Source organism: Streptomyces sp. NPDC028298 (assembly GCF_055565895.1).
The window spans coordinates 504,730-527,742 of the sequence record NZ_JBVHTL010000003.1 but is presented as its reverse complement, the minus strand read 5'-3'; the positions used below and the strand labels follow the sequence as shown (position 1 = coordinate 527,742).

Sequence of the window (23,013 nt, the reverse complement as noted above, 5' to 3'; positions counted from 1 at the left end):
CCGCGGTCTCTGTCAGGCCTCGGGGATGGCGCGGCCGTGGTCGGCGAGGGTGATCGCCTCGGGCTCGGGGCCGCCGCGCCGGCCGGTCTCCAGGGCGTCGAGGGCGGTGAGTTCGTCGGTGGAGAGGTCGAAGTCGAAGACGTCGAGGTTCTCGGCGATCCGCTCGCGCCTGGTGGACTTGGGGATGACCGAGCGGCCCTGCTGGAGTCCCCAGCGCAGCAGCACCTGGGCCGGACTCCTGCCGTGGGCCTTGGCGACGGCGGTGACGGCCGGGTCCTCGAGGACGCTGGTGCGGTGCTCGCCGTACCCGGGGTAGAAGGTGATGCCCCCGATCGGGGACCACGCCTGGTTGAGGATGTGGTGCCGGTCGTCGAAGTCGAGGACGGCGCGCTGCTGGAAGTAGGGATGGATCTCGAGCTGGTTGACCGCGGGTACCACGGAGGTGGCGTCCAGGAGCGCTGTCAGGTGATCGGTCATGAAGTTGCTGACGCCGATGGCGCGGACCTTCCCGTCGGCCAGCAGCTTCTCCAGGGCCTGGTAGGCGGCCAGGGTCCGGGCGAAGTCCGAGGGCAGCGCCTGGTGCAGGATCAGCAGGTCGATCCGGTCGACGCCCAGTTTGGCGGCGCTCTTGTCGAAGGCGTGCAGCGTCTCGTCGTAGCCGTAGTCGCTGATCCAGATCTTCGTCTCGACGAAGAGTTCGTCGCGGGGTACGCCGGAGTCGCGGAGGGCCTCGCCGACCTCGCGTTCGTTGCCGTAGGCGGCGGCCGTGTCGATGTGCCGGTACCCCAGCTCGATGGCGGCGGTGACCGCGGCCCGCGTCTCCGGGGGCGGGGTCTGGAAGACACCCAGTCCGAGGGCGGGCATCTCGACACCGTTGTTGAGGGTGAGGGTCTGCATCACAGGCACCTTTCTTCGCGAGCGGCCCGTGGGGGCACGTCGAGGGTGGCGACGGCCGGACGGGCGGTCCGGCCGGTTCCTTCGGCCTTCTCCATGGGGTTCCCGCTCCATGGAATCCATTCGGTCCTCTCCATGGAACGCTGTTCTCGCCCGCGGGTGGGAGTCACGGCTCTTCCGGGTACTGGCAGTACCTCGCAGCCGTCCGGAAGCCGACCTACTGTGAAGGAACCCCCGTCCCGCCCGTCGCACAGCGATCCCGTCGCGCACCGAGCCGGTCGCGCACCGAGCCGAAGGAGCAGCCCGTGTCCCGCACACCCATCGCGTCCCGCGCCGCGGGCACGCCGAGCGGGCTCGGCCCCGGCGGCGGGCACGCGGCACAGGCGGGGCTGTGACCATGGACGCCTCGGAGAAGAGGAACCTGGCCGCCGAGGTGCGCGAGTTCCTCAGCACACGAAGGGCCCGGATCACCCCGCGGCAGGCCGGGCTGCCGGTCTACGGCGGACAGCGCCGCGTCCCGGGGCTGCGCCGCGAGGAGGTCGCCCTGCTCGCGGGCATGAGCGTCGACTACTACGTCCGCCTCGAACGCGGCAACCTCGGCGGAGCCTCCGACTCGGTCCTCGAGGCCCTGGCCCACGCGCTGCAGCTCGACGAGGCCGAGCGCACCCACCTGTACGACCTGGCCCGCGCCTCCGGCGTCCCGGGACGGCGGCCCGCCGCGACGACGACCCAGGTTCGGCCGACGATCGTGCGGATTCTCGACTCGATGACCGGCGTGCCCGCCTACGTGCGCAACCGCCGCTTCGACGTGCTGGCCGCCAACGCGCTGGGGCGGGCCCTGTACGCGCCGGTCCTCGACTCGCCCCTCTTCGCCCAGCGCGGGCCCGTCAACACCGCCCGTTTCCTGTTCCTGGACCCCGCCGCGCGGAACTTCTGGGTCGACTGGGACAAGGTGGCCGACGACTCTGTCGCCTTCCTGCGCACGGAGGCGGGCCGCGCCTTCCACGACAAGGCGCTGACCGACCTGATCGGCGAGCTCACGACCAAGAGCGAGGAGTTCGCGCGCCGGTGGGCACGCCACGACGTGAAGTTCCACCGCTCGGGCCTCAAGCGCCTGCGCCACCCCCTGGTCGGTGAGCTCGCGCTGCCCTACGAGGCGATGGAGCTGCCCGCCGATCCCGGCCTGCGCCTGAACTTCTACACACCCGAACCGGACTCCCCGGAGCGACAGGCCCTGGGCCTGCTCGCGAGCTGGGCGGGCACCGGCACGGTCGTTCCGGCAACGAACGACTGACGACGACACGAGGAGAGACACCCGTGCACCACCGACCGCTGGGCCGCACAGGCGTCCAGGTCAGCCCGCTGTGCCTGGGCGCGATGATGTTCGGCCCCTGGGGCAACGAGGACGAGGCCGACTCGGTACGGATCATCCACCGGGCCCTCGACGCCGGCATCAACTTCGTCGACACCGCGGACGTGTACTCCGCCGGGGTCTCGGAGGAGATCGTCGGCAAGGCGCTCAAGGACCGGCGCGAGGACGTGGTCCTGGCGACCAAGTTCTTCATGCCGATGAGCCAGGATGATCCCAACGCCCGGGGAGGCTCGCGGCGCTGGATCATCCGCGAGGTCGAGAACTCCCTGCGCCGCCTGGGCACCGACTACATCGACCTCTACCAGGTCCACCGTCCCAGCCCTGACACCGACGTCGCCGAAACCCTCGGCGCCCTCTCCGACCTCGTGCACCAGGGCAAGATCCGGTACATCGGCTCCTCGTCGTACTCCGGCTCCCAGATCGTCGAGGCCCAGTGGGTCTCGCGCGAGCGCCGTCTGGAGCGGTTCGTGACCGAGCAGCCGCCGTACTCGATCCTGGTCCGCGGCATCGAGGAGGACGTGCTCCCCACCGTGCGCCGCCACGGCATGGGCACCCTGACCTACAGCCCGCTGGCCGGCGGGTGGCTCTCGGGCCGCTACCGCAAGGAGTCCTCCTCCGGCCCGGCCTCCGCGGCGCGACCGCAGGCCCGCTTCGACATGAGCAGCCCGGCCAACCGGCGCAAGCTCGACGCCGTCGAACAGCTCGCGCTCCTCGCGGAGAAGGCGGGCCTGTCGCTGATCGAGCTGGCCGTCGCCTTCGTGATCAACCATCCCGGCGTCACCTCGGCGATCATCGGGCCGCGCACCATGGAACAGCTCGAGGCGTTCCTCCCGGCAGCCGACGTCACGCTCACGGCCGACGTGCTCGACCGCATCGACGAGATCGTGGCCCCCGGCGTCACGGTCAACCCCGCCGACAACAGCTACGGCGACTTCGAACTGCGGGCGGACCAGCGGCGCCGCTGACACGACCGGATCCTCACCCCTGCCGTCCGGCCCGGACCGTCGACGCGACGGTCCGGGCCGGGCGGTCGGGGTGCGCGCGGCGTCAGCGCAGTGCGGCCTCGCCGGTGCGGACGGCCCGCAGGGCGCGCTCGACGGTCTCCTGGTTCTCGCCGACCGGGGCCACGTAGTCCATGACGTCGCGCGCGGCGTCCTCCCCGAGCGTGCGGGTGATCACCCACGTGGCGAGGTACTGGGACGCCAGGCAGCCGCCCGCGGTGGCGATGTTGCCCTCGGCGTGGAACGGCGTGTCGAGCACGGTGATGCCGTCGGCTTCGACGAAGGGCCGGGTCTTCATGTCGGTGCAGGCGGGCATGCCGTCCAGCAGCCCGAGCCGGGCCAGCACCAGCGCGCCGGAGCACTGAGCACCGATGAGCTGTCGCGCGGGGGCGAGCGGCAGCCTGGCGAGCAACCGGTCGTCGGCGACCACGTCTCGCGCCTTCACACCGCTGCCGATCAGCACGACGTCGGCCTCGGTCACGAACTCCATCGGGCGCTGTCCGGTCACCTCGACCCCGTTCATCGACGTGACCACCGGTGTCGGTGTCGTGATGAAGGCTTCCAGTCCGCTTTTTCGGCACCGGTTGATCAGTGCGGAGGCGATGAAGCTGTCGAGTTCGTTGAATCCGTCGAAGGTGACCACGGCTACCTGCATGGCGTCTCCTCAAGGCACGGCACTGTCGGCACGGAAGGTGCAGCTTGTCAGGCGTTCCGTGCCCGGGTCGCGGGCCAATGGGCGATCAGTGGCTCGTCCGTCCGTCGCCTGTCGGTGCCGGGGTTGTCGGGGGCGGCCGCGCCCTCGAAGCGGGTCAGCGATGTTCGGCCTTCAGCCCGCCCCACGGCCCGCGGGGAAGTCCCCGACCGCTTCGCCGAGGTCGCGTTCGAGCTCACCGGGCGTCTGGAGGCCCCGCCCGGCGAGGTGGTCCAGGCGCTCGCGGCTGTCGGGCCGGGCGATCAGGCTCTGGAAGGTCGCGGCGTCGGAGCGGATGTGCGCGGGGGACGCCAGCGTGAGGGCGTTGACGGCACGCTTGGCCGCCCGCACTCCTTCGGGCGGGAAGCCCGCGACGCGTTTCGCCAGCCGCTCGACGAACCCGTCCAGCTCGGTGTCGGGCAGCGCGCGGTTGATCCAGCCGTAGCGCTCGGCGGTGTCGGCGTCGAAGTCGTCCGCGCCGACGATGGCCTCGATGGCGCGGGTCCGGCCGAGCCGCCGGGCCAGATGCTGGACGCCACCCGCGCCGGGCAGGGCGCCGGTGCCGGACTCGAACTGTCCGAAGACCGCCTTCTCGCGCGAGGCGAAGATCATGTCGCAGGCCAGGGCGAGTTCGTTGCCGCCGCCGCGGGCGCGCCCGCGGACCTTGGCGATGGTGATCACCGGAACACTCGCCAGCTTGTGCAGGAACATGCCGAGGCCCTGGCGAGGAGAGACGCATTCTGGGACGGAGGCTCAAACCCACCGTCCACCTCACCTCCGGGAGCGACCATGAGCGTCGACCGTCCCTCCCTGCCTGAAGCCGGGAGTCCCGGCGAGTGGCCCTCGACGTCACTCGTTCACGCGGTACTGGAGGCGTCGGTCTCCAGTCGGTAGCCGTGTCCCCGCAGGGTGACGATGCGGGGCAGGCGACAGGGGCGGCCGGAGGCGTCCGCCGCCTGCGCGAGCCGGCGGCGCAGGCTCGCCATGGTGACGTCCAGGGTCTTGGTGGGGCCGAACCAGTTCTCGTCCCACACCTCGGCCATGAGGGTCTCGCGCGCGACGGCCGCCCCGGGGTGCCGGGCCAGGGTGGCGAGCAGTTCGAACTCCTTGGGGCGCAGGGTGATCTCCTCGCCGTGGAGGGTGCACCGGCGGGCCGTGGTGTCGATGACGAGGTCGTCCAGCCGTACCGGTGGCTGTTCGCCGGGCGTGACGACCCGTCGGCGCAGATGGGCGCGCAGGCGGGCGAGGAGCACGGTCAGGGAGAAGGGCTTGACGAGGTAGTCGTCGGCGCCGGCCTCGAGGCCGGCGATGATGTCGATGTCGTCGGTGCGTGCGGTGAGGATGACGATCAGCAGGTCCGGGGAGCGCCCACGCAGGTCCCGTGCGACGTCCAGTCCGTCGATGTCGGGCAGTCCCAGGTCCAGGAGGACGGCGTCGTAGGCGCCGGCACCCGCTTCGGTGAGGGCCGCGACGCCGGTACGGATCCAGGTCGCGGCATAGCCGTTGCCCCGCAGGCCGGTCTCCAGATGGCGGCCGATGGTTTCGTCGTCCTCGACGACGAGTACGCGCAGACGGCTTCGGTCCGGTGGCGTGCTCGTGCCCATGGTGGACAGCGTAGGCCTCCTCGTGAGTTCGGCGATCTTTCCGGCCCGCGGAGGGGGTTCACATGTCGCGCAGTTCCTCCACCGCGGGTCGCCGGGCGCTGCGGATGCCGTTGAGGGCCGCGGCCAGTACGGCGGTCAGGGCGGCGAGCCCGGTGAGGGCGAGGTAGGCGCCGGGGACCGCCAGGCCCGCGGGCGGGGGGTCGAAGACGCCGGTGAGGACCTTGACGAGCATCTGGGCAAGGGCCCAGCCGATGAGGGCGCCCGTCGCCAGGCCGCTCACGGCCAGGAGCAGCGCTTCGCTGAGGACCATTCCGCGCAGTTGACGCCTGGTGGCGCCGAGGACCGTGGCGATGGCGAAGGTGCGGCGGCGCTCGGCGAGGCCGAGAGCGAGGACGAGCCCGCCGGCTCCGGCGGCGAGCAGGACGGCGAAGGCGAGTTCGATGCGGGTGAGGCCGGCCAGGTCGACGGAGGTCAGGCTGGTGCCGATCGTGCCGCGGGTCCGGGTCAGGTCGGTGACGGTGGCGCTGCTGCCCAACTGCCCGCGCAGGTGCGTGGCGACCTGCTTCTGCCGGCTGCCGCCCGTGTCGATCAGGAAGGCGCCCACCGCGTCGCTGCCGGTGGTGCGGGCGATGTAGGAGGCGTTGGCGACGAAGAAGCTGTCCTTGGGCGCGGTCGGGAACTCCTTGACGACTCCGGCGTAGTGGAAGGGGATGGTGCGCAGGACGTTCGTACGGGCGTCCCGGATACGGAGGTTGACCGTGTCGCCGGGCGCGAGCTGGAAGTCGTGCACGGTCTCCTCGCTGACCAGCAGGCTGTCCGGGCGCTGGGCCAGGCGCTGCATGAGCTGGTCCGCGGTGCCGCCGGCGAAGTACGCGTCCTGCAGCGAGGTGGCTCGGGCGACGGTGTCCGGGCGGACGCCGTACAGGTCCTGGAGGTCGGAGCCGACATAGGCGAAGCGGTGCTGAAGGGGCTCGACGTGCCGTGCGCCGGGGACCTGGAGGCCGGCCGCCGCACCGGGCGGAACGTGGGCGCCCGGGGGTTCGGTGACGGTGACGTCGGCGCCGTTGGTCAACCGGGCGTCCACTTCGGCCTGTTGCCGGTAGGTGGCGTTGAAGACCGCGGTGGACACGGCGAACGAGACGGCCAGGGCGAGCAGGACGACGGATCGTGCGAGCGTGCGGCTGCGGCGGGAGAAGGTGGCCGCGGTGGTACCGGCCAGGTTCCCGGTGAGCGGGCGGGCCAGCCGGGTCAGGGCGCGGCGGCCGTGGGTGAGGGTCAGCAGGGTGAGGCGCCAGACGAGCAGGCCGGCACCGATCCACAGCAGAACGGGGCCGAGGAAGGCCCAGTACGACACGGAGATGGTGGGCACTCCCTCGGGCGCGAGGACGAGGGCGTACTGGTTGCCCGAGGAGGCGCGGAAGACGAGCCACGATCCGATCAGCAGGACGATGTCCAGGCCGTAGCGCATCCACCAGGGGCTGCGGGTGCGACGGGTGTTCTCCTTGCGGGTGTCGGCGACGGTCACCGTGCGCAGGTCGCGCAGGGCGGGTACGAGGACGGCCCCGGTGGCCACCGCGGCGCCGAGGACGAACGCGAGGCCGTACCAGAACGGCCAGGTGGTCCCTCCGCCGCCGAAGGACGCGGCGCCGAACGCGAACTGCCCGATCAGGGCGGCCGTACCGAGTCCGAGGACCCCGCCGAGCAGGCCGATCAACGCCGCTTCCAGGGCCGCGAGCCCGGTGATCTGGCCGGGGCGCAGCCCGCGCAGACGCAGCAGCCCCTGTTCCTGGCGGCGGCGGTCGCCACCGGCCGAGGCGACCGCGGCGGTCAGGGCGGCGGCGAGGACGGCGCCGGGGACACCGAGGAAGAGGAAGAGGACCTGGGCGTACAGGGCGTCCTGACGGGCGGAGTCCAGGGCGGCGCCGACGTTGTCGCCGACGAGCGCGGTTCCCGTGGAGCGGGCTTCCAGGTGGTGGGCGGCGCCGGTGACCGTGGTGAAGGCCGCGGCCGGGTCCGCGGGCAGCCGGGTGTGGTCACGGGCGACGTGGATCTGCGTCGTGGCGCCGGTGCTGCCGTGGGTGAGCGCGGCGAACCGCGCGGCGGGCAGGAGCACGACGTTGTCCGGCGGCGCGGTGGGCTGGGACCGGCTCGGAGCGCCGACGGTCTGGAAGAGGGAGTCCGCCTGGGGCAGGTCGACCACCCCGCTCACGACGACCTGGCGCCGGCCGACGCCGGGGAGGGTGACGTCGATGGAGTCTCCGGGGGCGGCGTGGAGGTTGGACGCGGTCTGCTGGGCGAGCAGGACGCCGTTCGGGGAGCCGGCGAGGGTGCGGATCTCGTCGGGGAACCGGCTCCGGTAGCCGTCGGGCAGACCGAGCGCGATGCCGGGGCCGGTGGTCTGGGTGCTGCCCTGGGCGTGGGCGCTGAAACCGGTGGTGTGCGCGTAGCCGACGGGGAGCGCGGCCTGGGTGCCGGGTGTCCCGCGGACGAGGGACAGGACCTTGTTCGGGTCGGCGCCGGGCTGCACCTGGACCTGCCAGTCGACGGCGACCGAGCGCAGCGCGCGCTCCGTCATGGTCGCCTTCGACGCGGTGAGGAAGGAGCCGAGTGCGGCGATCAGGGAGACGGCGAGCGCGACGCCGGCCAGGGCGGCCAGCAGGCGTCCGGTGCGGTGGCGGGCCAGGCCCTTCACCCAGGTGGTGATCACGGTGTCTCCTCGGGTGCGAGCAGCCGTCCGCAGCGCATGGTGCGGCGCTGTTCGAGGCGGGCGGCCACGGACGGGTCGTGGGTCGTGACGACGAGGGCGGCCCGCGTCTGCTCCGCGGCGGCCAGCAGGGCGTCCAGGACGCGGGTGCCGCTGGCGTGGTCGAGGCGCCCGGTGGGCTCGTCGGCGAGGATCAGGCGCGGGGCCTGGGCCAGCACCCGGGCGACGGCCACTCGTTGGGCCTGGCCTCCGGAGATCTCTTCCGGCAGCCGGTCGGCCAGGCCCTGGACGCCGACGTGGGCGAGTGCCGCGAGAGCGGTCCGGCGTGCCTCGCTCTCCGGACGGTCGGCGAGGATCAGCGGGAGGGCGACGTTCTCGGTGACGTTCAGGGCGGGGATGAGGCTGTCGTTCTGGAAGACCAGCCCGATGTCGCTCGGTTCCAGGGCGGCGGCTCGGGTGACGGTTCCGCTGGTGGCCCGTTCGAGTCCCGCGATCAGGTGCAGCAGGGAGCTCTTGCCCGAGCCGGAGGCTCCGACGACCGCGAGCCGTTCTCCGGGCCGGATCGTCAGGTTCGCCCCGTGCACGGCCACCACCGCCCGGGTGTCCCGGCCGAAGGTGAGGGCCGCGTCCGTACAGGTCACGAGTGTGTCAGCGGGCGTCATCGTGAGACTCCTCCGGAGCGCCGCGGGGTGTGAGGGACGGCTTGTCGGTGGCCTTTCCGTCGTCCAGCGTGATGACCCGGTCGGCGATCCTGACGGCCTCCGCGCTGTGGGTCACGATCAGGACGGCGCAGCCCTCGGCCGCTCGCTGCCTCAGCATCGTGAGGACGAGCTGCTCCGTCTCGCCGTCGAGTTCGCCGGTGGGTTCGTCCGCGAGGAGGGCGGCGGGTGAGTTCGCCAGGGCGACCGCCAGCCCGGCTCGCGCGAGTTGACCGCCGGACAGCTCGCGCGGCAGGGCGTGGGCGCGATCGCTGATCCCCGCCTGCGCGAGGAGGTCGTCGGCCGGGACGGCGGGCCCGCGGCCCATGGCCCGCTGAGGCAGCCGGATGTTGTCGCGCACGCTCAGGTGCGGCAGCAGGTTGCGGGTCTGCAGCAGGACGCCGATGTGACGGGCCCGCAGCCGGGCCCGTTCCGCCTCGGGCCGGTGGCTGACGCGGACGCCGCTCACGCGGACCTCTCCTCCGGAGGGTTCGTCGAGCCCTGCCAGACAGGCCAGCAGGGTGGACTTGCCCGCCCCCGAGGGTCCTACGACCGCGACCGTCTCACCGCGCCGCACCGTCAGGGACACCCCGCGCAGGGCGAGCGTCTCCTCCTCGCCGGCCCGGTAGAAGCGGTACAGCTCACGTGCCGTCAGGACGTCCTCGTCGAGGGGAGGAACACCGGTGATGCCGGGCGGGGGCGTCGTCACTGTCCTCACCGCCATGCGACGGAGTCACTGACGATGCGCCACGGGTCGACGTTGTCGGCGTTCACCGGGCCGGACAGGGTCAAGTTCACCTCGTGGCCCGAGCGGTAGTAGGCGTACCGCTCGAAGGCGTCGCGCACCACCTTGCCGGTGACCGGGTCCTTGGCCGAGTCGCCCTGGTAGGTCAGCAGGACGACGGGGCCCGCGTGCCGGGTCACCTCGGAGACCTTCGGGGAGGCGAACTTCGGGGTCTGCGTGCGGAGTTCAGGCACGACGGTGCGGCTGACGGAGGCGGTCGTGGGGGCGGACGAGGCCGGTGCCGCCGTGATGGTGATGGTGTTCAGCTTGTCCGTGAACACCGTGGTGCCGCCCTGAGCGGTGCGGGCCCAGCCTTCGGGGACCTTGACGGTGAAACCGGTGAAGGTGCCGCCGGTCGGCCGGTAGGCGACATAGGCCTGGTTGTCGGGGATGTCGCCGGGCGGATTGGATTCGGTGGGCGCCGGTCGCTCCTGCCCCCGGCTCGCGGCCGAGGACCCGGGCGGTGCGGAGGCGTGCGATCCGGAGGTCGAGCAGCCGACGACCGCCGTCACCGCGATCGTCAGCCCGACGGCCACGAACGCCTGCTTGTATCGTCCCATGGTCACTGCCCTTCCAAGTGGCTCCCGAGCCGGATGGTCATGGCAGCGACGCTAGGGCGCGGCGGGTTAGCGTTCCGCCCGGCGAGGGTTAGACGAAGGCAAAAGCGGCGCCGCGTCGCATCCGGCCAGGTCGCGGGCCCGCATGATGAAGGCATGAGACAGCGTGTGGTGCGAGTGGCCCTGACCGCCGCGCTGCTCGCCGTGGTCCTGCTTGCCGTCCCGCTGGCCCTGGTCATCCGGTCCTCGCTCTACACGGCACAGCGCGACGCCCTGGAGCGGGCGGCCCTGGCCGCTGCGGTCCACGTGAGCCCGGACTACGTCACCGGCGACCCGGTGGAACTCCCCCGCCGCCCGGCGGGCGGGAGCCTTGGCCTGTACGACCCGCGGGCGCGACTGCGGGCCGGCAGCGGTCCGACGCTCGGTGATGCTCCGGTGCGCCGTGCTCTGGGCGGAGGACTGGTCCGCAGTGGGGCAGGGGGTCAGATCGTCGTCACGGTGCCGGTCTCCCACGCGGAGCGGGTGATCGGCGTGGTCCGGGCGTCCTCGCCGGCCGGCTCCGTGCGGGGCCGAGTCCTCGCGGCGTGGGCGGTGCTGCTGGGGGTGGCGGTGCTGGCGGTCTTGATCGCGGTGCTCGTCGCTCGTCGTCAGGCGCGTGTGCTTGCCGCCCCGCTGGAGGATCTCTCCCGGCATTGCGAGGCCGTCACCGAGGGCGATCTGTCCCGACGGGCCGCCTCCAGCACCATCGCCGAGATCGACCAGGTCGCCCGCACGCACAACGAGATGCTCGACAGCCTGTCCGAACTCCTGCGCCGCGAGCGGGACTTCACCGGCAACGCGTCCCATCAGCTCCGCACGCCGCTGGCCGGACTGCAACTGGCGCTGGAGGAAGGGCTCGGCCAGGACGACGAGACGAGGCTGCGGCCGGTCGTCGCCGAGGCCCTGGCCACGACGGAGCGCCTGCACCACACGGTGGAGGAACTTCTGCGCCTGTCGCGCTCGCGGGGCCGGGCCTGTCCGGCCGCGACGTACGTGCCGGCCCTCCGGTTGATCGAGGAGACGACGGCCCGGTGGCACGGGCTCTTCGCCCGCGAGGGCCGTCGTCTGGTGAGCGCTGCCGACGACGTGCCCGCGGATGTACGGATCCCGGGCGGTCCCGTGTCCGAGGTGCTCGGCATTCTGCTCGACAACGCCAGGGTGCACGGGCGCGGCACCGTCCAGGTCCGGGTACGTGATCTGGGGAGCGCTCTGGCCTTCGACGTGACCGACGAGGGCCGTGTCGAAGGGGATCCGGCCCTGCTCTTCGACTGGGGGCACTCCGGGGGCGGCCCGGGAACGGGCATCGGTCTGGCGCTCGCCCGTGATCTGGCGGTCTCCCTCGGCGGACGGCTCTCCATGACGCACAGCAGCCCGGCCACCTTCATGCTCCTCCTGCCCATCGGACAGAACGACGCGGAAGACACGCCGCCCTAGGCCGGGCCTCCCGCCTCTCCGCTGCCTCCCCGCGCCGGGCATCGAGTGCGACCCGTCGCCGCGGCCCGCGCCCGACCACCGCGAACGGTAGATTAGGCAAGCCTAAGAAGCATTCACGCCATCGCGGGAGAGACATGTCGGGCAAGGGTCGGGACGACAGACGTCCGCACGGTGAGCTCGTCGCGGACGTGCTCGCGGTGCTGTGGGAGGCAGGCAAGCCGTTGACCGCGCACCAGGTCAACGAGCTGCTCGACAAGGGGCTGGCCAGGACGACCACGGCCACGATCCTGTCCCGCCTCTACGAGAAGGGCACGCTGCGCCGCAGCCCGGCGGGCCGGAGTTTCGCCTACGAGCCGGTGGAGGACGCGGCCGGTCTCGTCGCGGGGCGCATGCGCCGTGAACTGGAGAGCGATCCCCACCGGGACCTGGTGCTGCGGCGGTTCGTGTCCTCCCTGTCCGAGGGCGACGAGGAGACCCTGCGGCGGCTGCTCCTCGAAGCCGAGGGCGACGGACGCGAGGACGGGACCGAGGACGGCTCCGCGTGACGCTCGTACTGGTCCTGGTCGTCCTGGCCCTCGCGGTCCCGTGGGGCGCGGCTCCGGTGGCCCGCCGCCTGGCCGCGGTCCTCCCGCCCCGGGAAGCCTGCTGGACGCTCACCGCGGCGGCACTCCTCCTGGCCGGCGGCACGATCGCGGTGCTGATCGGGTTGTTCCACGTACCGTTCCTCGCGTCGCTCGAACAGGTGCCGCTCCGGCGGGTGCTGGACGTGTGGCCGGCGGCGGTTCCGGTCGCGGTCGCGGCCGGGTCGGTCATGCTCGCCCAGGTGGTTCTGGTGCTCCGGCGCTGGTTCCGGCACCGGTCCGTGCTGGAGCGGGCCTGGCGACTGGCGGCCCGGGGAACGGGCGACGGGGATCTCCTGGTGCTCCCCGGGGACGACGTGGACGCCTTCGCGCTTCCCGGCCACCGGGGCCGCACCGGCCGGATCATGGTGACCGTCGGCATGCTGCGGGCCCTGAGGCCGGGCGAGCGTGAGGTGTTGCTGGCCCACGAGCGCGCCCACCTGTCGGGCCGTCACCACCTGTTCTCCGCCGTGGTCGACCTGTCGACCGCTGTCCACCCCGCGCTGAGCAGCCTGAGGGCGTCGCTGCAGTTCCATCTCGAGCGTTGGGCGGACGAAGCGGCCGCCACCGCCGTCGGCGACCGGAGGCTCGCCGCGGCCGCCATCGCCCGTGCGGCCCTGGTCGGTTCCCGGCGGCGCGAGGCGGGCGGTGGGTACCCGCTCCTGTCCGTGACGTCCGGACCCGTGCCGCGGCGGGTCGAGGCGCTGCTCCTGCCGGAGCCTGTCGGACCGCGCGGTGGCACCCACCGGGCGGGCGCCCTGGGCCTGGCGGCGACCGTGGCGGTCTCCGCTCCGGCGGCACTCGCGCTGGCCTACGGGCTGCACGAGTACGTGGAGTACGCGGCCGTCGCCGTACGCGGCGGCTGAGTTCATCCGCCCCGCAGTGCCGCCTTCCACTCCGTGGCGGGCGCGCGGCGGCCGGTCGCCGTGAGGTCTAGAACGTCGTCGGCGTGGTCGGCGACCAGGGAGTGGTCGTGGGTCACGAGCACGACCGCGAGGCCCCCTTCGGTGCGCAGGGCGGCGAGGAGCGTCATGATGCCTGCCGCCGTGCGGGGGTCGAGGGCGGAGGTGACCTCGTCGCACAGCAGCAGGTCGGGTTCGGCGGCCAGCGCGCGGGCGATGGAGACGCGCTGGCGTTGCCCGCCCGACAGTTCGTGGGGGCGGCGGCGGGCGTGCTCGGGTGACAGTCCGACGGCGTCGAGAAGTTCGGCGACCCGCTGGTCGCAAGCGTCGGCGGCCAGGCCGAAGTGGAGCTTCAGCGGCCGGGTGAGGGTGGCGCCGACGGTGTGGGCCGGGTTGAGCGCGCCGAGCGGGTTCTGCGGCACGAGCTGGATGCGGCGGCGCTGGTCCCGGGTGCGTCGGCGGTACGGGCCGGCGAGTCGCGTGTCACCGAGGATGACGGCGCCGCCGGCGGGTGGGTGGAGGCCCGCGAGGGCGCGGACGAGGGTGGTCTTGCCGCAGCCCGAGGGGCCGACGACGGCGGTGAGGGTGCCGGGGTTCAGGTCGAGGTCGAGGTCGCTCAGGACCGGGCGGCGCGAGGGACCGGTGCCGTGGTGGGCGCCGAGGCCGCGGACGGTGACCACCGCTCCCCCCGCGCGGGTCGGTGCAGGACCGGGGGCGGGCGGAACCGGGGTCGGCGCGGCGGGGGGCTCGACCGGGCCGAGGGCGAGGGTGTCGTCGGCGCAGCGGGCGACGAAGTCCGGGTCGTGGCTGGTGAGGGCGACGGCGATGTGATGTCGCGTGGCGAGGTCGCGCAGCAGGTCGGCGATCTCGTCGCGCAGGGCGGGATCGAGTCCGGCGGTGGGTTCGTCGAGCAGGAGGATGTCGGGGCGGCGGGCGAGGGCGCGGGCGAGGGCGACGCGGCGCTGCTGGCCTCCGGAGAGGCCCGCGGTGCGACGGCGTTCGAGGTGCTCGTCGGCCGGGAGGCGGACGAGACGCAGCAGTTCGGCGACGGTCGTGGGGGTGGCCCGGGTGGCTGTCTCGGTGATGATGCGCCCGGCGCGCATCCGCGGGTTGAGTCCCGAGCCGGGGTCCTGGCCGACGAAGGCGAGCCGGTGGCGGCGCAGGCGGCGGAGCCGGTCGGCCGGGAGGGTGAGGATGTTCTCGCCGAGCACGGTGACGCTGCCCGAGACGACGTGGGCGCCGGGCGGGAGCGCGCCGACGAGCGCCGACAGCAGCGTGGTCTTCCCGGCGCCTGAGGGTCCGGTGACGGCCTGGACACGGCCGGGCGTGAGCGCCAGGGTGGCGTCGTCGAGGAGGCGTGAGGTGCCCAGCGCGACGGACAGGCCGGTGACCGTGGCGACGGGAGAGGGGGTGCTCACAGGGGTGTCTCCGGGGTGGGCCGGGCGGGGGCGAGGGCTTCGGCGGCGAGGTTGACGCCGACGGCGAGCAGGCCGATGGCCAGGCACGGCGCGGCCACGGCCCACGGGTTGAGGGTGATGCCGGCGGCGTTCTCACGGATCATCAGGGCCCAGTCGGCCTCGGGCGGCTGGGGGCCGAGCTGGAGGAAGGCGGCGACGGAGACGACGTAGACGCCTTCGACGAAACGCAGTCCGAACAGGGCGAGGAGTGTGGCACGGAGGTTGGGCAGCACCTCGCGCACGGTGAGATGCCACAGGCGTTCCCCGCCCGCGGCGGCCGCTTCGACGTAGCCGGTGGCGGCGATCGGCGCGGCCGCGGCGGCGACGATGCGCACGGCGTAGGGGACGCCGAGGACGGTGGCGGCGGCGCCGACGGCGAGGCGGCCTCCGCCGGGCCAGGCGAGGGCGACGAGCATGATGCCGAGGACGGCCGGGAGGAGGATGACGAGGTCGGCGGCGCGTTCGATCCAGCGGCCGAGGGCGGGCCGCAGCGCGGCGGTGATCCCGAGGAGGGTGGCGACGGAAGTGACGGTGACGGCGATGCCCAGAGCGGTGGCGATCAGGGGTGCGCCGCCGGCCAGCAGGCGGCTGAGGACGTCGCGGCCCAGGACGTCGCCGCCTAGGACGGTGGCGCCTCCGGAGGTGGCGTAGGGGAAGGTCAGCGGGGTGTCCGTGGGGTGGGGGGCGAGGAGCGGGCCGGTCAGGGCGAGCAGGACGAGCAGTCCGGCGGGAGCGGCCCGCGGCAGGACTCGCTTCCGCCGCCGCGGGCGTATGGCGCGGGGCGCCGTGGGTTCTTCGGCGGGGGTGCCGGTCGTGGCGGGGGCGGTCATCGGCGCTCTCCCAGGGCGGTGGTGCGGACGAGGTCGGCGAGCAGCAGGAGCAGGCTGATGGCGGCGCCCGCGGCGGCGACGACTCCGGCGACGAGGGGGGTGTCGCGGTCGGTGATGGCGCCGGCCAGGACGGCACCGATGCCGGGGTAGTTGAAGAGGGTCTCGACGACGACGGCACCGCCGAGGAGCATGCCGGCGGAGGTGGCGATGCCCGCGGCGACGGCGGGCAGGGCTCCGGGGAGCATGTGGTGGGTGAGGACGCGGCGGCGCGGGAGGCCGTCGAGGACGGCGGCCCTCACGTGGGGAAGCGCCGCCTGGTCGGCGAGCGCGCCGCGCACGATCCGGGTGTTCCAGCCGATCTGAGGGATCGCCAGGGCGAGCAGGGGCAGGACGAGCATGGTCCAGGACTCGGGGGCGCCGTCGGGTCCGGTGAGCGTGACGGCGGGCAGCCAGCCGGTCCACTGGGACAGGAGCAGCAGCAGGGCGACGGAGACGACGAACTCCGGCAGCGCGAACGCGGTGGTGGCCAGGGCGTCGATGGTGCGGTCGGCCCGGCCCCCGGGCCGCAGGGTGGCCCAGCTTCCGAGGACGAGGGCGCCGGCGACGGCGAGGACGAGGGCGAGTCCGCCGAGCAGGAGGGTGTTGGGGAAGGGTCCGGCCAGGACGTCGGTGACGCGCTGTCCGCGGGCGGTGGTGCCCAGATCGCCGGTGGGCAGTCCCGTCATCCAGTCCCAGAAGCGTTCGGCCGGCGGCCGGTCCAGGCCCATGACGGCGCGGCGGGCGGCGAGTTCGGACGCGTCGGCGCCGCGGTCGGCGGTGGCGCCGACGGCATCGCCGGGCAGGACCTCGACGGCGGCGAAGACGGCGGCGAGCAGCACGGCGAGCATCGCCAGGCGGCGGGCGGCGAGCCGGGCGGTCCGGCCCGCGCCTTCGACGGCGCGGGCCGGGGCCCGGGGCGGCGCGGGCGCGGACGCGCCGCCCGGGTGGAGCGTCGTCAACGTGCCAGCCAGGTCTTCTCGAGCTGGACCCGGCCGTAGCCGGGCAGTTCGGGCAGGCCGCGGACGGCGGAGCGAGCGAGGTCGATGCCGTCCGCCATGCCCCACAGCAGGTAGCCGGATTCGGCGTGCTCGATCTCCTGGAGCTCGTGCAGCAGTGTGCCGCGCCGGGTGGCGTCGGTGGTGGCCATGGCCTTGCGGTAGGTCGTGTCGAAGGCCGCGTTCTTCCAGCCGGTCTCGTTCTGGCCCGCGTCGGAGAGCATGGTCTTGGACGCGAAGAAGACCACCGAGTCGTTGGTGCCCCAATAGGTGGTGTACAGGTCGCCCTTGAGCCAGGTGGCGTCCCAGAAGGCCTTGGAGTCCTGCTTGACGACCTTGATCTTCACGCCGGCCTCGCGGGCCTGGGTGGCGAAGAGCGTCGCGGACTCGGCGAGGCCGGCGATGTCCTCGGTGGTGAGCAGCTCGTACGTCTTGGAGGTGTCGAACTTGGCCTCGGCCAGCAGCTTCCTGGCCTTGGCGAGGTCGCGCCGGCGCTGCGGGATGTCCTTGGCGAACGCGGGGTCGCCGGTGCCGAGGATGTCGTTGCCGACGGTGCCGTAGCCGGAGAGGACCTGCTTGACCATGGCGTCGCGGTCCACCACGAGCCGCAGGGCCTCCCGGACCCGGACGTCGGCGAACGGGCCGTCGGCGGTGCGCATGACGATGGGCATCGCCATGTCGTCGGGGCGGCGCAGGACCTGGACGTCCTTGCGTGCCTTCGCCGTACGGGCCGCCACGGCGCCGACGTTGGAGGCGAGGTCGATCTGCCCGGCCAGCAGGGCGTTGGCCATGGCCTGCGGGCTCTCGAAGATCTTCACCTCGATGGCGTCGAGGAGAACCGTGCCGCCGTACCAGTGGTCGTTGCGGACCAGGCGGGCGTTGCCGTCGCGGTACCAGTCGAGCTTGAAGGGGCCGGTGCCCGGGGCGGTCGCGACCTGGCCGTCCTTGGTGTCCTTCTTCAGGACGAACGTGGTCAGCCGGGTCAGCAGCGGGAGGTCGGCGTTGGGGTAGTCGGAGTGCAGGACGACCGTCCTGGCGTCCTCGGCCTTGATGGACTCGGGCCGGATTCCGGGCAGGCGCGCGCTGCCGGCCGGGGTGTTGCGCAGCCGCTTGAGCGACCAGACCACGTCCTCGGCCGTGACGGCGGTGCCGTCGTGGAAGGTGGCGCCCTCGGCGAGGGTGAAGCGCCAGGTCTTCAGGTCGGCCGACGGCTTCCAGGAGGCGGCGAGGCGGGGAACGGTGTTGGAGGTGTCTCCGGGAATCGCGAGCGTGTCGTAGATCAGACTGATGATCAGGTAGTCGCTCTCGTTGGCCTGGGTGCCGTGCGGATCACGGGTGATCGCGGCCGCCTCGCCGAGCGCGCCGATCCTCAGCGTGCCGCCCGGGCGGGGCTTCGCGTTCGCGCCGTCGGCAGCCGTGTCGGTCGTGGAGTCGCCGCTGCCGCTGCTGCACGCGGCGAGCATTCCGGCCACACCGATCCCGGTGCCGGCCCACAGCAGCTTTCGTCTGGTGACACCCACGTCTGGTCCTCATCTCAAGGTCGTACTCAGTTTGGTGAGGCTTACCTAACCTGTTTCGGACAGACCGCGCAAGCGGCCCCGGAAGCCCGAGGCCACATCCAGGCCATCACGCGAGGGCCACAACTCGCCTGGTCAGGAGGGGAATTGACGTTTCGTCGAAGGTCCCCGATCCGGCCGAAAATGGGACTACGTTGATGTAGTCGATCTCAACGGTTAGGGTTGCCTTACCTACGGACCGTTGTTACGTTCCTGGTGTCCGGCAGCAACTACGAGCCGCTCCGGACCCCACGACTTTCGTGTTTTCCCGCCACTTTCGAGCCGGTGCGGCGATGCCGCATGCCCGCGCTGCGCCCCGCGTCGGCCCGGCCCGCCCTGCCTCACCCCGCCCTGCCTCGCCCTGCCCTGCCCGCCCTGCCCTGCCCTGCCCCGAAAGGTGCCGCCGTGCCCACCTGCCCCGCCCCCGTACGCCCTCTCGGCCCCGCCGCCGTCGGCGAACTGACCTCCGTCGCGGCCGAGTTGCTCGCCGGCCACGCGTCCGCCGCCTCCCCCGGACTGCTCGCGGCCCTGCCCGGGGCGTGCGCCCGGCTCGGCGAAGAGGTGCGCGACGCGCTGCGGCCCGTGGACACCGCCGACGGTCTGTTCGTCCTGCGCGGTCTGCGCCCCGACGACACCGAACTCGGGCCCACACCCCGGCACTGGTCGACCGCAGGCGACTCCGGCGCCCTGTGGGACGTCGTCCTGCTGCTGGTCGCGGGCCTGGTGGGCACCCCGATCGCCTGGGACGGCCAGCAGGACGGCCGGTTCGTGCACAACATCGTTCCCTCGCCCGGACACGAGAGCGAGCAGACGGGCGCCTCCAGCTCCGTCCTGCTGAGCCCGCACACCGAGGACGCCTTCCACCCCGGCCGCGCCCATCTGCTCCTGCTGTGCTGCATGCGCAACCACGACCGCATCGCCACCACCGCGGCCAGCATCCGCCGCGTCAGGCTCACCGACGGCGACATCGAACAACTCCGGCGGCCCGTCGTGCCGATCCTGCCCGACGACGCCTACGAACAGGCCCGGCGGTTCTCCGGCCGGCCCGCCCCGGTCCCGGCCCTCTTCGCCACCCCCGACGGCCCGACCCTGCGCTTCGACCCCGCCTACACCCCGATCGACGAGGCCGACGAGGCCTGGCGCGCGGCGTACCGGCGCCTGGAGGACGAACTGGCCCGTGTGTCCGTCGCGGTGAGCCTCGAACCCGGCGACGTCCTGGTCGTCGACAACGACGTCGTCGTCCACGGCCGGGTGCCCTTCGACGCCCGCTACGACGGCACCGACCGCTGGCTCAAGCGGGCCTCCGCGCGCGTCGAAGGACGCCCCACCCGACCGCCGGCCGAGCACGACGAACACGGCTACGGCCAGGCCGCACTCACGGCCTGGGCCGTGTGAACCACCGCTCCGCCGGCACACCACCCCCTCCGAAAGGGCTCCTCATGGACCGGGACGACACCACCCTGCGCGTACTGTCCACCAGCGACCTCGCCGGCCTGGACATCACCCTCGCCGACGTCGTCGACACCGTCGAGCAGGCCTATCGCACCCTCGCGGCGGGCAAGTCGGACAACCCGCGCAAGCTCACCGTCAAGCCCGAGGACGGCCACTCCGTCTCGTACGCCATGCTCGGCCGCGACGGCGTCCGCAACGTCGTCGCCGTCAAGACCTCCTACAAGCACGGCCTGCGCGAAAGCCGGGACAGGCAGCACTACTACACGACGCTGACCATCTACGACGACGTCACCGGCCTGCCCGTGGCGATGATGGACTGCTCCCGCATCGGCTCCCTGCGCACCCCGGCCGTCTCCGCGCTCCTGGCCCGCGAATGCGCCCGGCCCGACGCCACCACCGCGCTGGTGATCGGCACGGGCACCCAGGGGCGCCTCGCGCTGCCGTTCCTGCTGACGACCCTGCCGAAGCTGGACCGCCTGCTGCTGAGCGGCACCCACCCCGACGGCATCGCCGCCGTCCGCGCCGAACTCGCCCGTCACTTCCCCGGCCGTGACGTGGAGGTGGTCACGGATCTCGCCGCGGCCGCCCGTGACGCCGACGTCGTCGTCGCCACGGCGGGCGCCCACACCCCGGCCGCGGTCGAAGCCGACTGGCTGAAGCCCGGCGCGACCGCGATCCTCGTCGGCCACGGCCTGGCCCCCTCCACCCTGCACCGCGCCGACCGGGTCGTCGCCACCAGCGAAGCCCAGATGCGTGTCACCGGCACCGACATGGCCGACGCCGAGGGCGACCTGCGCGCGGTGGACCTGGAGTTTCCCGCCGTGATCTCCGGCGTGTCCCAGGCCCGCACCTCCCCCGAGCAACGCGTGTTCGCCTACAACAGCGGCCTGGTCGTCACCGACATCGCCCTCGGACACCGCTTCGCCGAACTCGCCGCCGCCCAGGGGCTCGGGACCGAGGTGGCCCTGTGGCGCTGACCCTCCCCGTCCATCCCGATCCGTTCGCCGACCGCCTGCACACCAGCGGCCTGCTGCGGGAACTCGCCCATGGCCTGGGCGGCCCGTTCCATTACCTGCTCCCCCACCGCTTCGACGCCAACCTGGCCGCCTTCCACACGGCCCTGGCCGACGCCGACGTGGACGGGCGGGTCTACTACGCCAAGAAGGCCAACAAGGCCGCGGTGTTCGTCGAGCGCTGCGCCGCGCGGGGCGGCGGAGTCGACGTCGCCTCGCTGGGCGAGCTCCGCGAGGCCCTGGGCCACGGAGTGCGCGGTGAGGACCTCGTCGTCACCGGCCCGGCCAAGTCCGACGCGCTCCTGCGCGTCGCCGCGCGACAGGGCGCGCTCATCGCCGTCGACGCCCTCGACGAACTCGACCGTGTGCTCGCCCTCGACGTGCCACGACCTCCCAGGGTGCTGCTGCGGGTGCATCCCCCGATCCAGCCGGACAGCCGCTTCGGTCTCGGACCGGCCGAACTGGACGAGGCGATCCGCGACTGCGCCGCGGCCGGCGACCGCGTCCGTATGGAGGGCTTCGGTTTCCACCTGTCCGGCTACGACGTCCACCAGCGCGCCGGCCTCGCCGCCGAGCTGGTGGACCTGTGCCTGAAAGCGAGGGTTCTGGGGCTGCGGGCCGACCGGATCAGCATCGGCGGCGGCTTCGCCGTCGACTACGTCCCCGCCGACGCCTGGCGGAACTTCCTCGGCCGGCAGGGCCCCGGCGACTACCACGCCGACAAGGCGTTCACGACCGGCGACTTCTACCCCTACCACTCGCCCGTCGCGGGCGCCCGGGCACTGCGCGCCGTCCTCGCCACCCGCACCCCGGACGGTCCGAGCCTGGCCCGACGGCTGCGGCAGGCCGGGGTGACGCTGTTGCTGGAGCCCGGCCGCGCGCTGCTGGACCGGGCCGGGGCCTCCGTCTTCGGCGTCCAGGGCGTCAAGGACCGGGACACCTACGGCATCGTCACCGTCGACGGCACCAGCCTGAGCCTGTCCGAGCAGTGGTTCAACAGCGAGTACCTGCCCGACCCGCGCCTGCTGCCCGCCGACGGCCACCCCCGTACGCCGGTCCCTTACCGGGCATGCGTCGCGGGCGCCAGTTGTCTCGACTCCGACCTGCTGACCTGGCGCAAGATCTCCTTCCCCACACGACCACAGGCCGGGGACCTGATCGTCTACCCGAACACCGCCGGCTACCAGATGGACTCCAACGAATCGCCCTTCCACGAGCTGCCGCTGCCGCCGAAGGTCGTCGTCGACCACCCCGACGACGCGGACCGGCCCCGCTGGCGCCTCGACCGCTGACCTCACCCGCACACCCGTCGTCCCCAACGGAGCCCTCACGCCATGACCGACGCCCTGAACCGTCCCCCGGTGGTCAGCCGGATGTCCGATCTCATCGGCCGCACACCGCTGTTCGAGCTCGCCCGCGCCGACAACGGCGCCCGCCTGCTGCTCAAGCTGGAAATGTTCAACCCCACCGGCAGCGCCAAGATCCGTATGGCCCGTCAGATGATCCAGGACGCCGAGGAACGCGGCCGGCTCCGCGAAGGCGGCCACATCATCGAGTCCACCTCCGGCAACACGGGCCTCGGACTCGCGGTCGTCGCCGCCGAGCGCGGCTACCGCTTCACCGCCGTCGTCGACCACCACGCCGCCGCCGACAAACTGCGGGGCATGAGGGCGATGGGCGCCGAACTCGTCTACGTGGACGCGGACATGGACGGTGAGGAACTCCACACCGCGGCACGCGAGGAACTCGCCGAGGACATGGCCAGCGGCAAGGACAACACCTTCTTCACCGAACAGCACAACAACCCCAGCAACGCCGTCGGTTACCACGACGTCGGACGCGAGATCGCGCAGGCCCTCGACCACCGGGTCCACGTGCTCATCGGCGCCGTGGGCACCGGTGGCGGTCTGTGCGGCACCGCCCGCGAGCTGAAGAAGACCGTCCCCCGGCTCACCGTCATCGGTGTCGAGCCCAAGGGCTCCATCGCGTTCGGACCACCCGCCCACGACTACTACCAGTCCGGCACCGGCACGCCCGAAGGCGCCACCATCGGCCTGCTGGTCGACTACGACCTCATCGACGAAGGCGCGAAGGTCGGCGACGTCGAGGCCTTCGCCACCGCCCGCGCCGTCGCCCGCACCTGCGGTCTGCTCATCGGCGGCTCGGCCGGCGGCGTCGTCCACGAGGCCTTGGCCCGCCTGCCCGAACTCGCGCCGGATACCGTGATGGTCGCCTTCATCAACGACGGCGGCGAGAAGTACCTGGACACCGTCTTCGACGACGAGTGGATGACCGCCCGTGCCCTGCTCGCCCCGGCCGTCGAGGCCGGGATCGAGGAGACGCTCACCAAACTCCGCAGGAACTGACACCC

The 23,013-nt window shown here is 72.9% G+C and carries 21 protein-coding genes; 9 read left to right on the top strand and 12 right to left on the bottom strand.

Going from position 1 to position 23,013, the window contains the following annotated elements; genetic code table 11:
• Positions 1-12: 12 nt before the first annotated feature.
• Positions 13-897 (bottom strand): aldo/keto reductase, encoded by an 885-nt coding sequence (locus tag ACZ4TO_RS17480; protein ID WP_468024612.1) that lies wholly within the window; start codon positions 895-897, stop codon positions 13-15.
• Between the two features lie 394 nt (positions 898-1,291).
• Here ACZ4TO_RS17480 and ACZ4TO_RS17475 point away from each other — a divergent pair, with 394 nt between their 5' ends.
• Both ACZ4TO_RS17475 and ACZ4TO_RS17470 read left to right on the top strand, forming a co-directional pair.
• Complete coding sequence (locus ACZ4TO_RS17475; RefSeq protein WP_468024800.1) at positions 1,292-2,188, top strand: helix-turn-helix transcriptional regulator; 897 nt, start codon at positions 1,292-1,294, stop codon at positions 2,186-2,188.
• A gap of 23 nt (positions 2,189-2,211) precedes the next feature.
• Positions 2,212-3,231, top strand: a complete 1,020-nt coding sequence (locus ACZ4TO_RS17470; RefSeq protein WP_385043912.1) for an aldo/keto reductase — start codon at positions 2,212-2,214, stop codon at positions 3,229-3,231.
• An 82-nt stretch (positions 3,232-3,313) separates the two neighbouring features.
• Here the strand turns inward: ACZ4TO_RS17470 and ACZ4TO_RS17465 are convergent, their stop codons facing one another.
• The 7 genes from ACZ4TO_RS17465 to ACZ4TO_RS17435 form a co-directional block, all read right to left on the bottom strand.
• Positions 3,314-3,922 carry a DJ-1/PfpI family protein gene (locus tag ACZ4TO_RS17465; RefSeq protein WP_468024611.1) on the bottom strand — a complete coding sequence of 203 codons (609 nt, stop codon included), beginning with the start codon at positions 3,920-3,922 and terminating at the stop codon, positions 3,314-3,316.
• A gap of 171 nt (positions 3,923-4,093) precedes the next feature.
• Complete coding sequence (locus ACZ4TO_RS17460; RefSeq protein WP_468024610.1) at positions 4,094-4,669, bottom strand: enoyl-CoA hydratase/isomerase family protein; 576 nt, start codon at positions 4,667-4,669, stop codon at positions 4,094-4,096.
• A 146-nt stretch (positions 4,670-4,815) separates the two neighbouring features.
• Positions 4,816-5,562, bottom strand: a complete 747-nt coding sequence (locus ACZ4TO_RS17455) for a response regulator transcription factor (RefSeq protein WP_385043906.1) — start codon at positions 5,560-5,562, stop codon at positions 4,816-4,818.
• Positions 5,563-5,620: 58 nt separating this feature from the next.
• Positions 5,621-8,269 (bottom strand): ABC transporter permease, encoded by a 2,649-nt coding sequence (locus tag ACZ4TO_RS17450; RefSeq protein WP_468024609.1) that lies wholly within the window; start codon positions 8,267-8,269, stop codon positions 5,621-5,623.
• Entirely contained in the window at positions 8,266-8,928 is a 663-nt protein-coding gene (locus tag ACZ4TO_RS17445; RefSeq protein WP_385043902.1) for an ABC transporter ATP-binding protein, read from the bottom strand. Before ACZ4TO_RS17445 ends, ACZ4TO_RS17450 begins: the two co-directional genes overlap by 4 nt.
• Positions 8,915-9,688: an ABC transporter ATP-binding protein gene (locus ACZ4TO_RS17440; protein WP_468024608.1), complete on the bottom strand. Its 774-nt coding sequence runs from the start codon at positions 9,686-9,688 to the stop codon at positions 8,915-8,917. The genes ACZ4TO_RS17445 and ACZ4TO_RS17440 overlap by 14 nt, the downstream gene beginning before the upstream one ends.
• Complete coding sequence (locus tag ACZ4TO_RS17435; RefSeq protein WP_468024607.1) at positions 9,679-10,308, bottom strand: hypothetical protein; 630 nt, start codon at positions 10,306-10,308, stop codon at positions 9,679-9,681. The genes ACZ4TO_RS17440 and ACZ4TO_RS17435 overlap by 10 nt, the downstream gene beginning before the upstream one ends.
• Before the next feature lie 153 nt (positions 10,309-10,461).
• On the opposite strand from ACZ4TO_RS17435, the gene ACZ4TO_RS17430 reads away from it, so the two are divergent.
• The 3 genes from ACZ4TO_RS17430 (at position 10,462) to ACZ4TO_RS17420 (ending at position 13,264) form a co-directional block, all read left to right on the top strand.
• Positions 10,462-11,778 carry a HAMP domain-containing sensor histidine kinase gene (locus ACZ4TO_RS17430; RefSeq protein WP_468024606.1) on the top strand — a complete coding sequence of 439 codons (1,317 nt, stop codon included), beginning with the start codon at positions 10,462-10,464 and terminating at the stop codon, positions 11,776-11,778.
• Between the two features lie 134 nt (positions 11,779-11,912).
• Positions 11,913-12,323 carry a BlaI/MecI/CopY family transcriptional regulator gene (locus ACZ4TO_RS17425; RefSeq protein WP_468024605.1) on the top strand — a complete coding sequence of 137 codons (411 nt, stop codon included), beginning with the start codon at positions 11,913-11,915 and terminating at the stop codon, positions 12,321-12,323.
• On the top strand, positions 12,320-13,264 hold the full coding sequence (locus tag ACZ4TO_RS17420) for a M48 family metalloprotease (RefSeq protein ID WP_468024604.1): 945 nt from the start codon (positions 12,320-12,322) through the stop codon (positions 13,262-13,264). Before ACZ4TO_RS17425 ends, ACZ4TO_RS17420 begins: the two co-directional genes overlap by 4 nt.
• A gap of 2 nt (positions 13,265-13,266) precedes the next feature.
• Here ACZ4TO_RS17420 and ACZ4TO_RS17415 read toward each other — a convergent pair whose 3' ends face one another.
• Genes ACZ4TO_RS17415 through ACZ4TO_RS17400 form a run of 4 tightly spaced genes read right to left on the bottom strand, consistent with a single transcriptional unit; the run spans position 13,267 to position 18,084 of the window.
• Positions 13,267-14,718 carry an ABC transporter ATP-binding protein gene (locus tag ACZ4TO_RS17415; protein ID WP_468024603.1) on the bottom strand — a complete coding sequence of 484 codons (1,452 nt, stop codon included), beginning with the start codon at positions 14,716-14,718 and terminating at the stop codon, positions 13,267-13,269.
• Complete coding sequence (locus ACZ4TO_RS17410) at positions 14,715-15,587, bottom strand: ABC transporter permease (protein ID WP_468024602.1); 873 nt, start codon at positions 15,585-15,587, stop codon at positions 14,715-14,717. Before ACZ4TO_RS17410 ends, ACZ4TO_RS17415 begins: the two co-directional genes overlap by 4 nt.
• The gene (locus ACZ4TO_RS17405; RefSeq protein ID WP_468024601.1) at positions 15,584-16,585 is read right to left on the bottom strand and encodes an ABC transporter permease; all 1,002 of its coding nucleotides are present in this window, start codon (positions 16,583-16,585) and stop codon (positions 15,584-15,586) included. Before ACZ4TO_RS17405 ends, ACZ4TO_RS17410 begins: the two co-directional genes overlap by 4 nt.
• Entirely contained in the window at positions 16,582-18,084 is a 1,503-nt protein-coding gene (locus ACZ4TO_RS17400; RefSeq protein WP_468024799.1) for an ABC transporter substrate-binding protein, read from the bottom strand. The genes ACZ4TO_RS17405 and ACZ4TO_RS17400 overlap by 4 nt, the downstream gene beginning before the upstream one ends.
• Positions 18,085-18,582: 498 nt before the next feature.
• Here ACZ4TO_RS17400 and ACZ4TO_RS17395 point away from each other — a divergent pair, with 498 nt between their 5' ends.
• Genes ACZ4TO_RS17395 through ACZ4TO_RS17380 form a run of 4 tightly spaced genes read left to right on the top strand, consistent with a single transcriptional unit; the run spans position 18,583 to position 23,008 of the window.
• Positions 18,583-19,572, top strand: coding sequence for a TauD/TfdA family dioxygenase (locus ACZ4TO_RS17395; protein ID WP_468024600.1), 990 nt, complete (start codon positions 18,583-18,585; stop codon positions 19,570-19,572).
• Between the two features lie 44 nt (positions 19,573-19,616).
• On the top strand, positions 19,617-20,606 hold the full coding sequence (locus ACZ4TO_RS17390; RefSeq protein WP_468024599.1) for an ornithine cyclodeaminase family protein: 990 nt from the start codon (positions 19,617-19,619) through the stop codon (positions 20,604-20,606).
• The gene (locus ACZ4TO_RS17385) at positions 20,597-21,934 is read left to right on the top strand and encodes a Y4yA family PLP-dependent enzyme (protein ID WP_468024598.1); all 1,338 of its coding nucleotides are present in this window, start codon (positions 20,597-20,599) and stop codon (positions 21,932-21,934) included. Before ACZ4TO_RS17390 ends, ACZ4TO_RS17385 begins: the two co-directional genes overlap by 10 nt.
• A 42-nt stretch (positions 21,935-21,976) precedes the next feature.
• Positions 21,977-23,008, top strand: a complete 1,032-nt coding sequence (locus tag ACZ4TO_RS17380) for a cysteine synthase family protein (protein WP_385049965.1) — start codon at positions 21,977-21,979, stop codon at positions 23,006-23,008.
• Positions 23,009-23,013 lie beyond the last annotated feature (5 nt).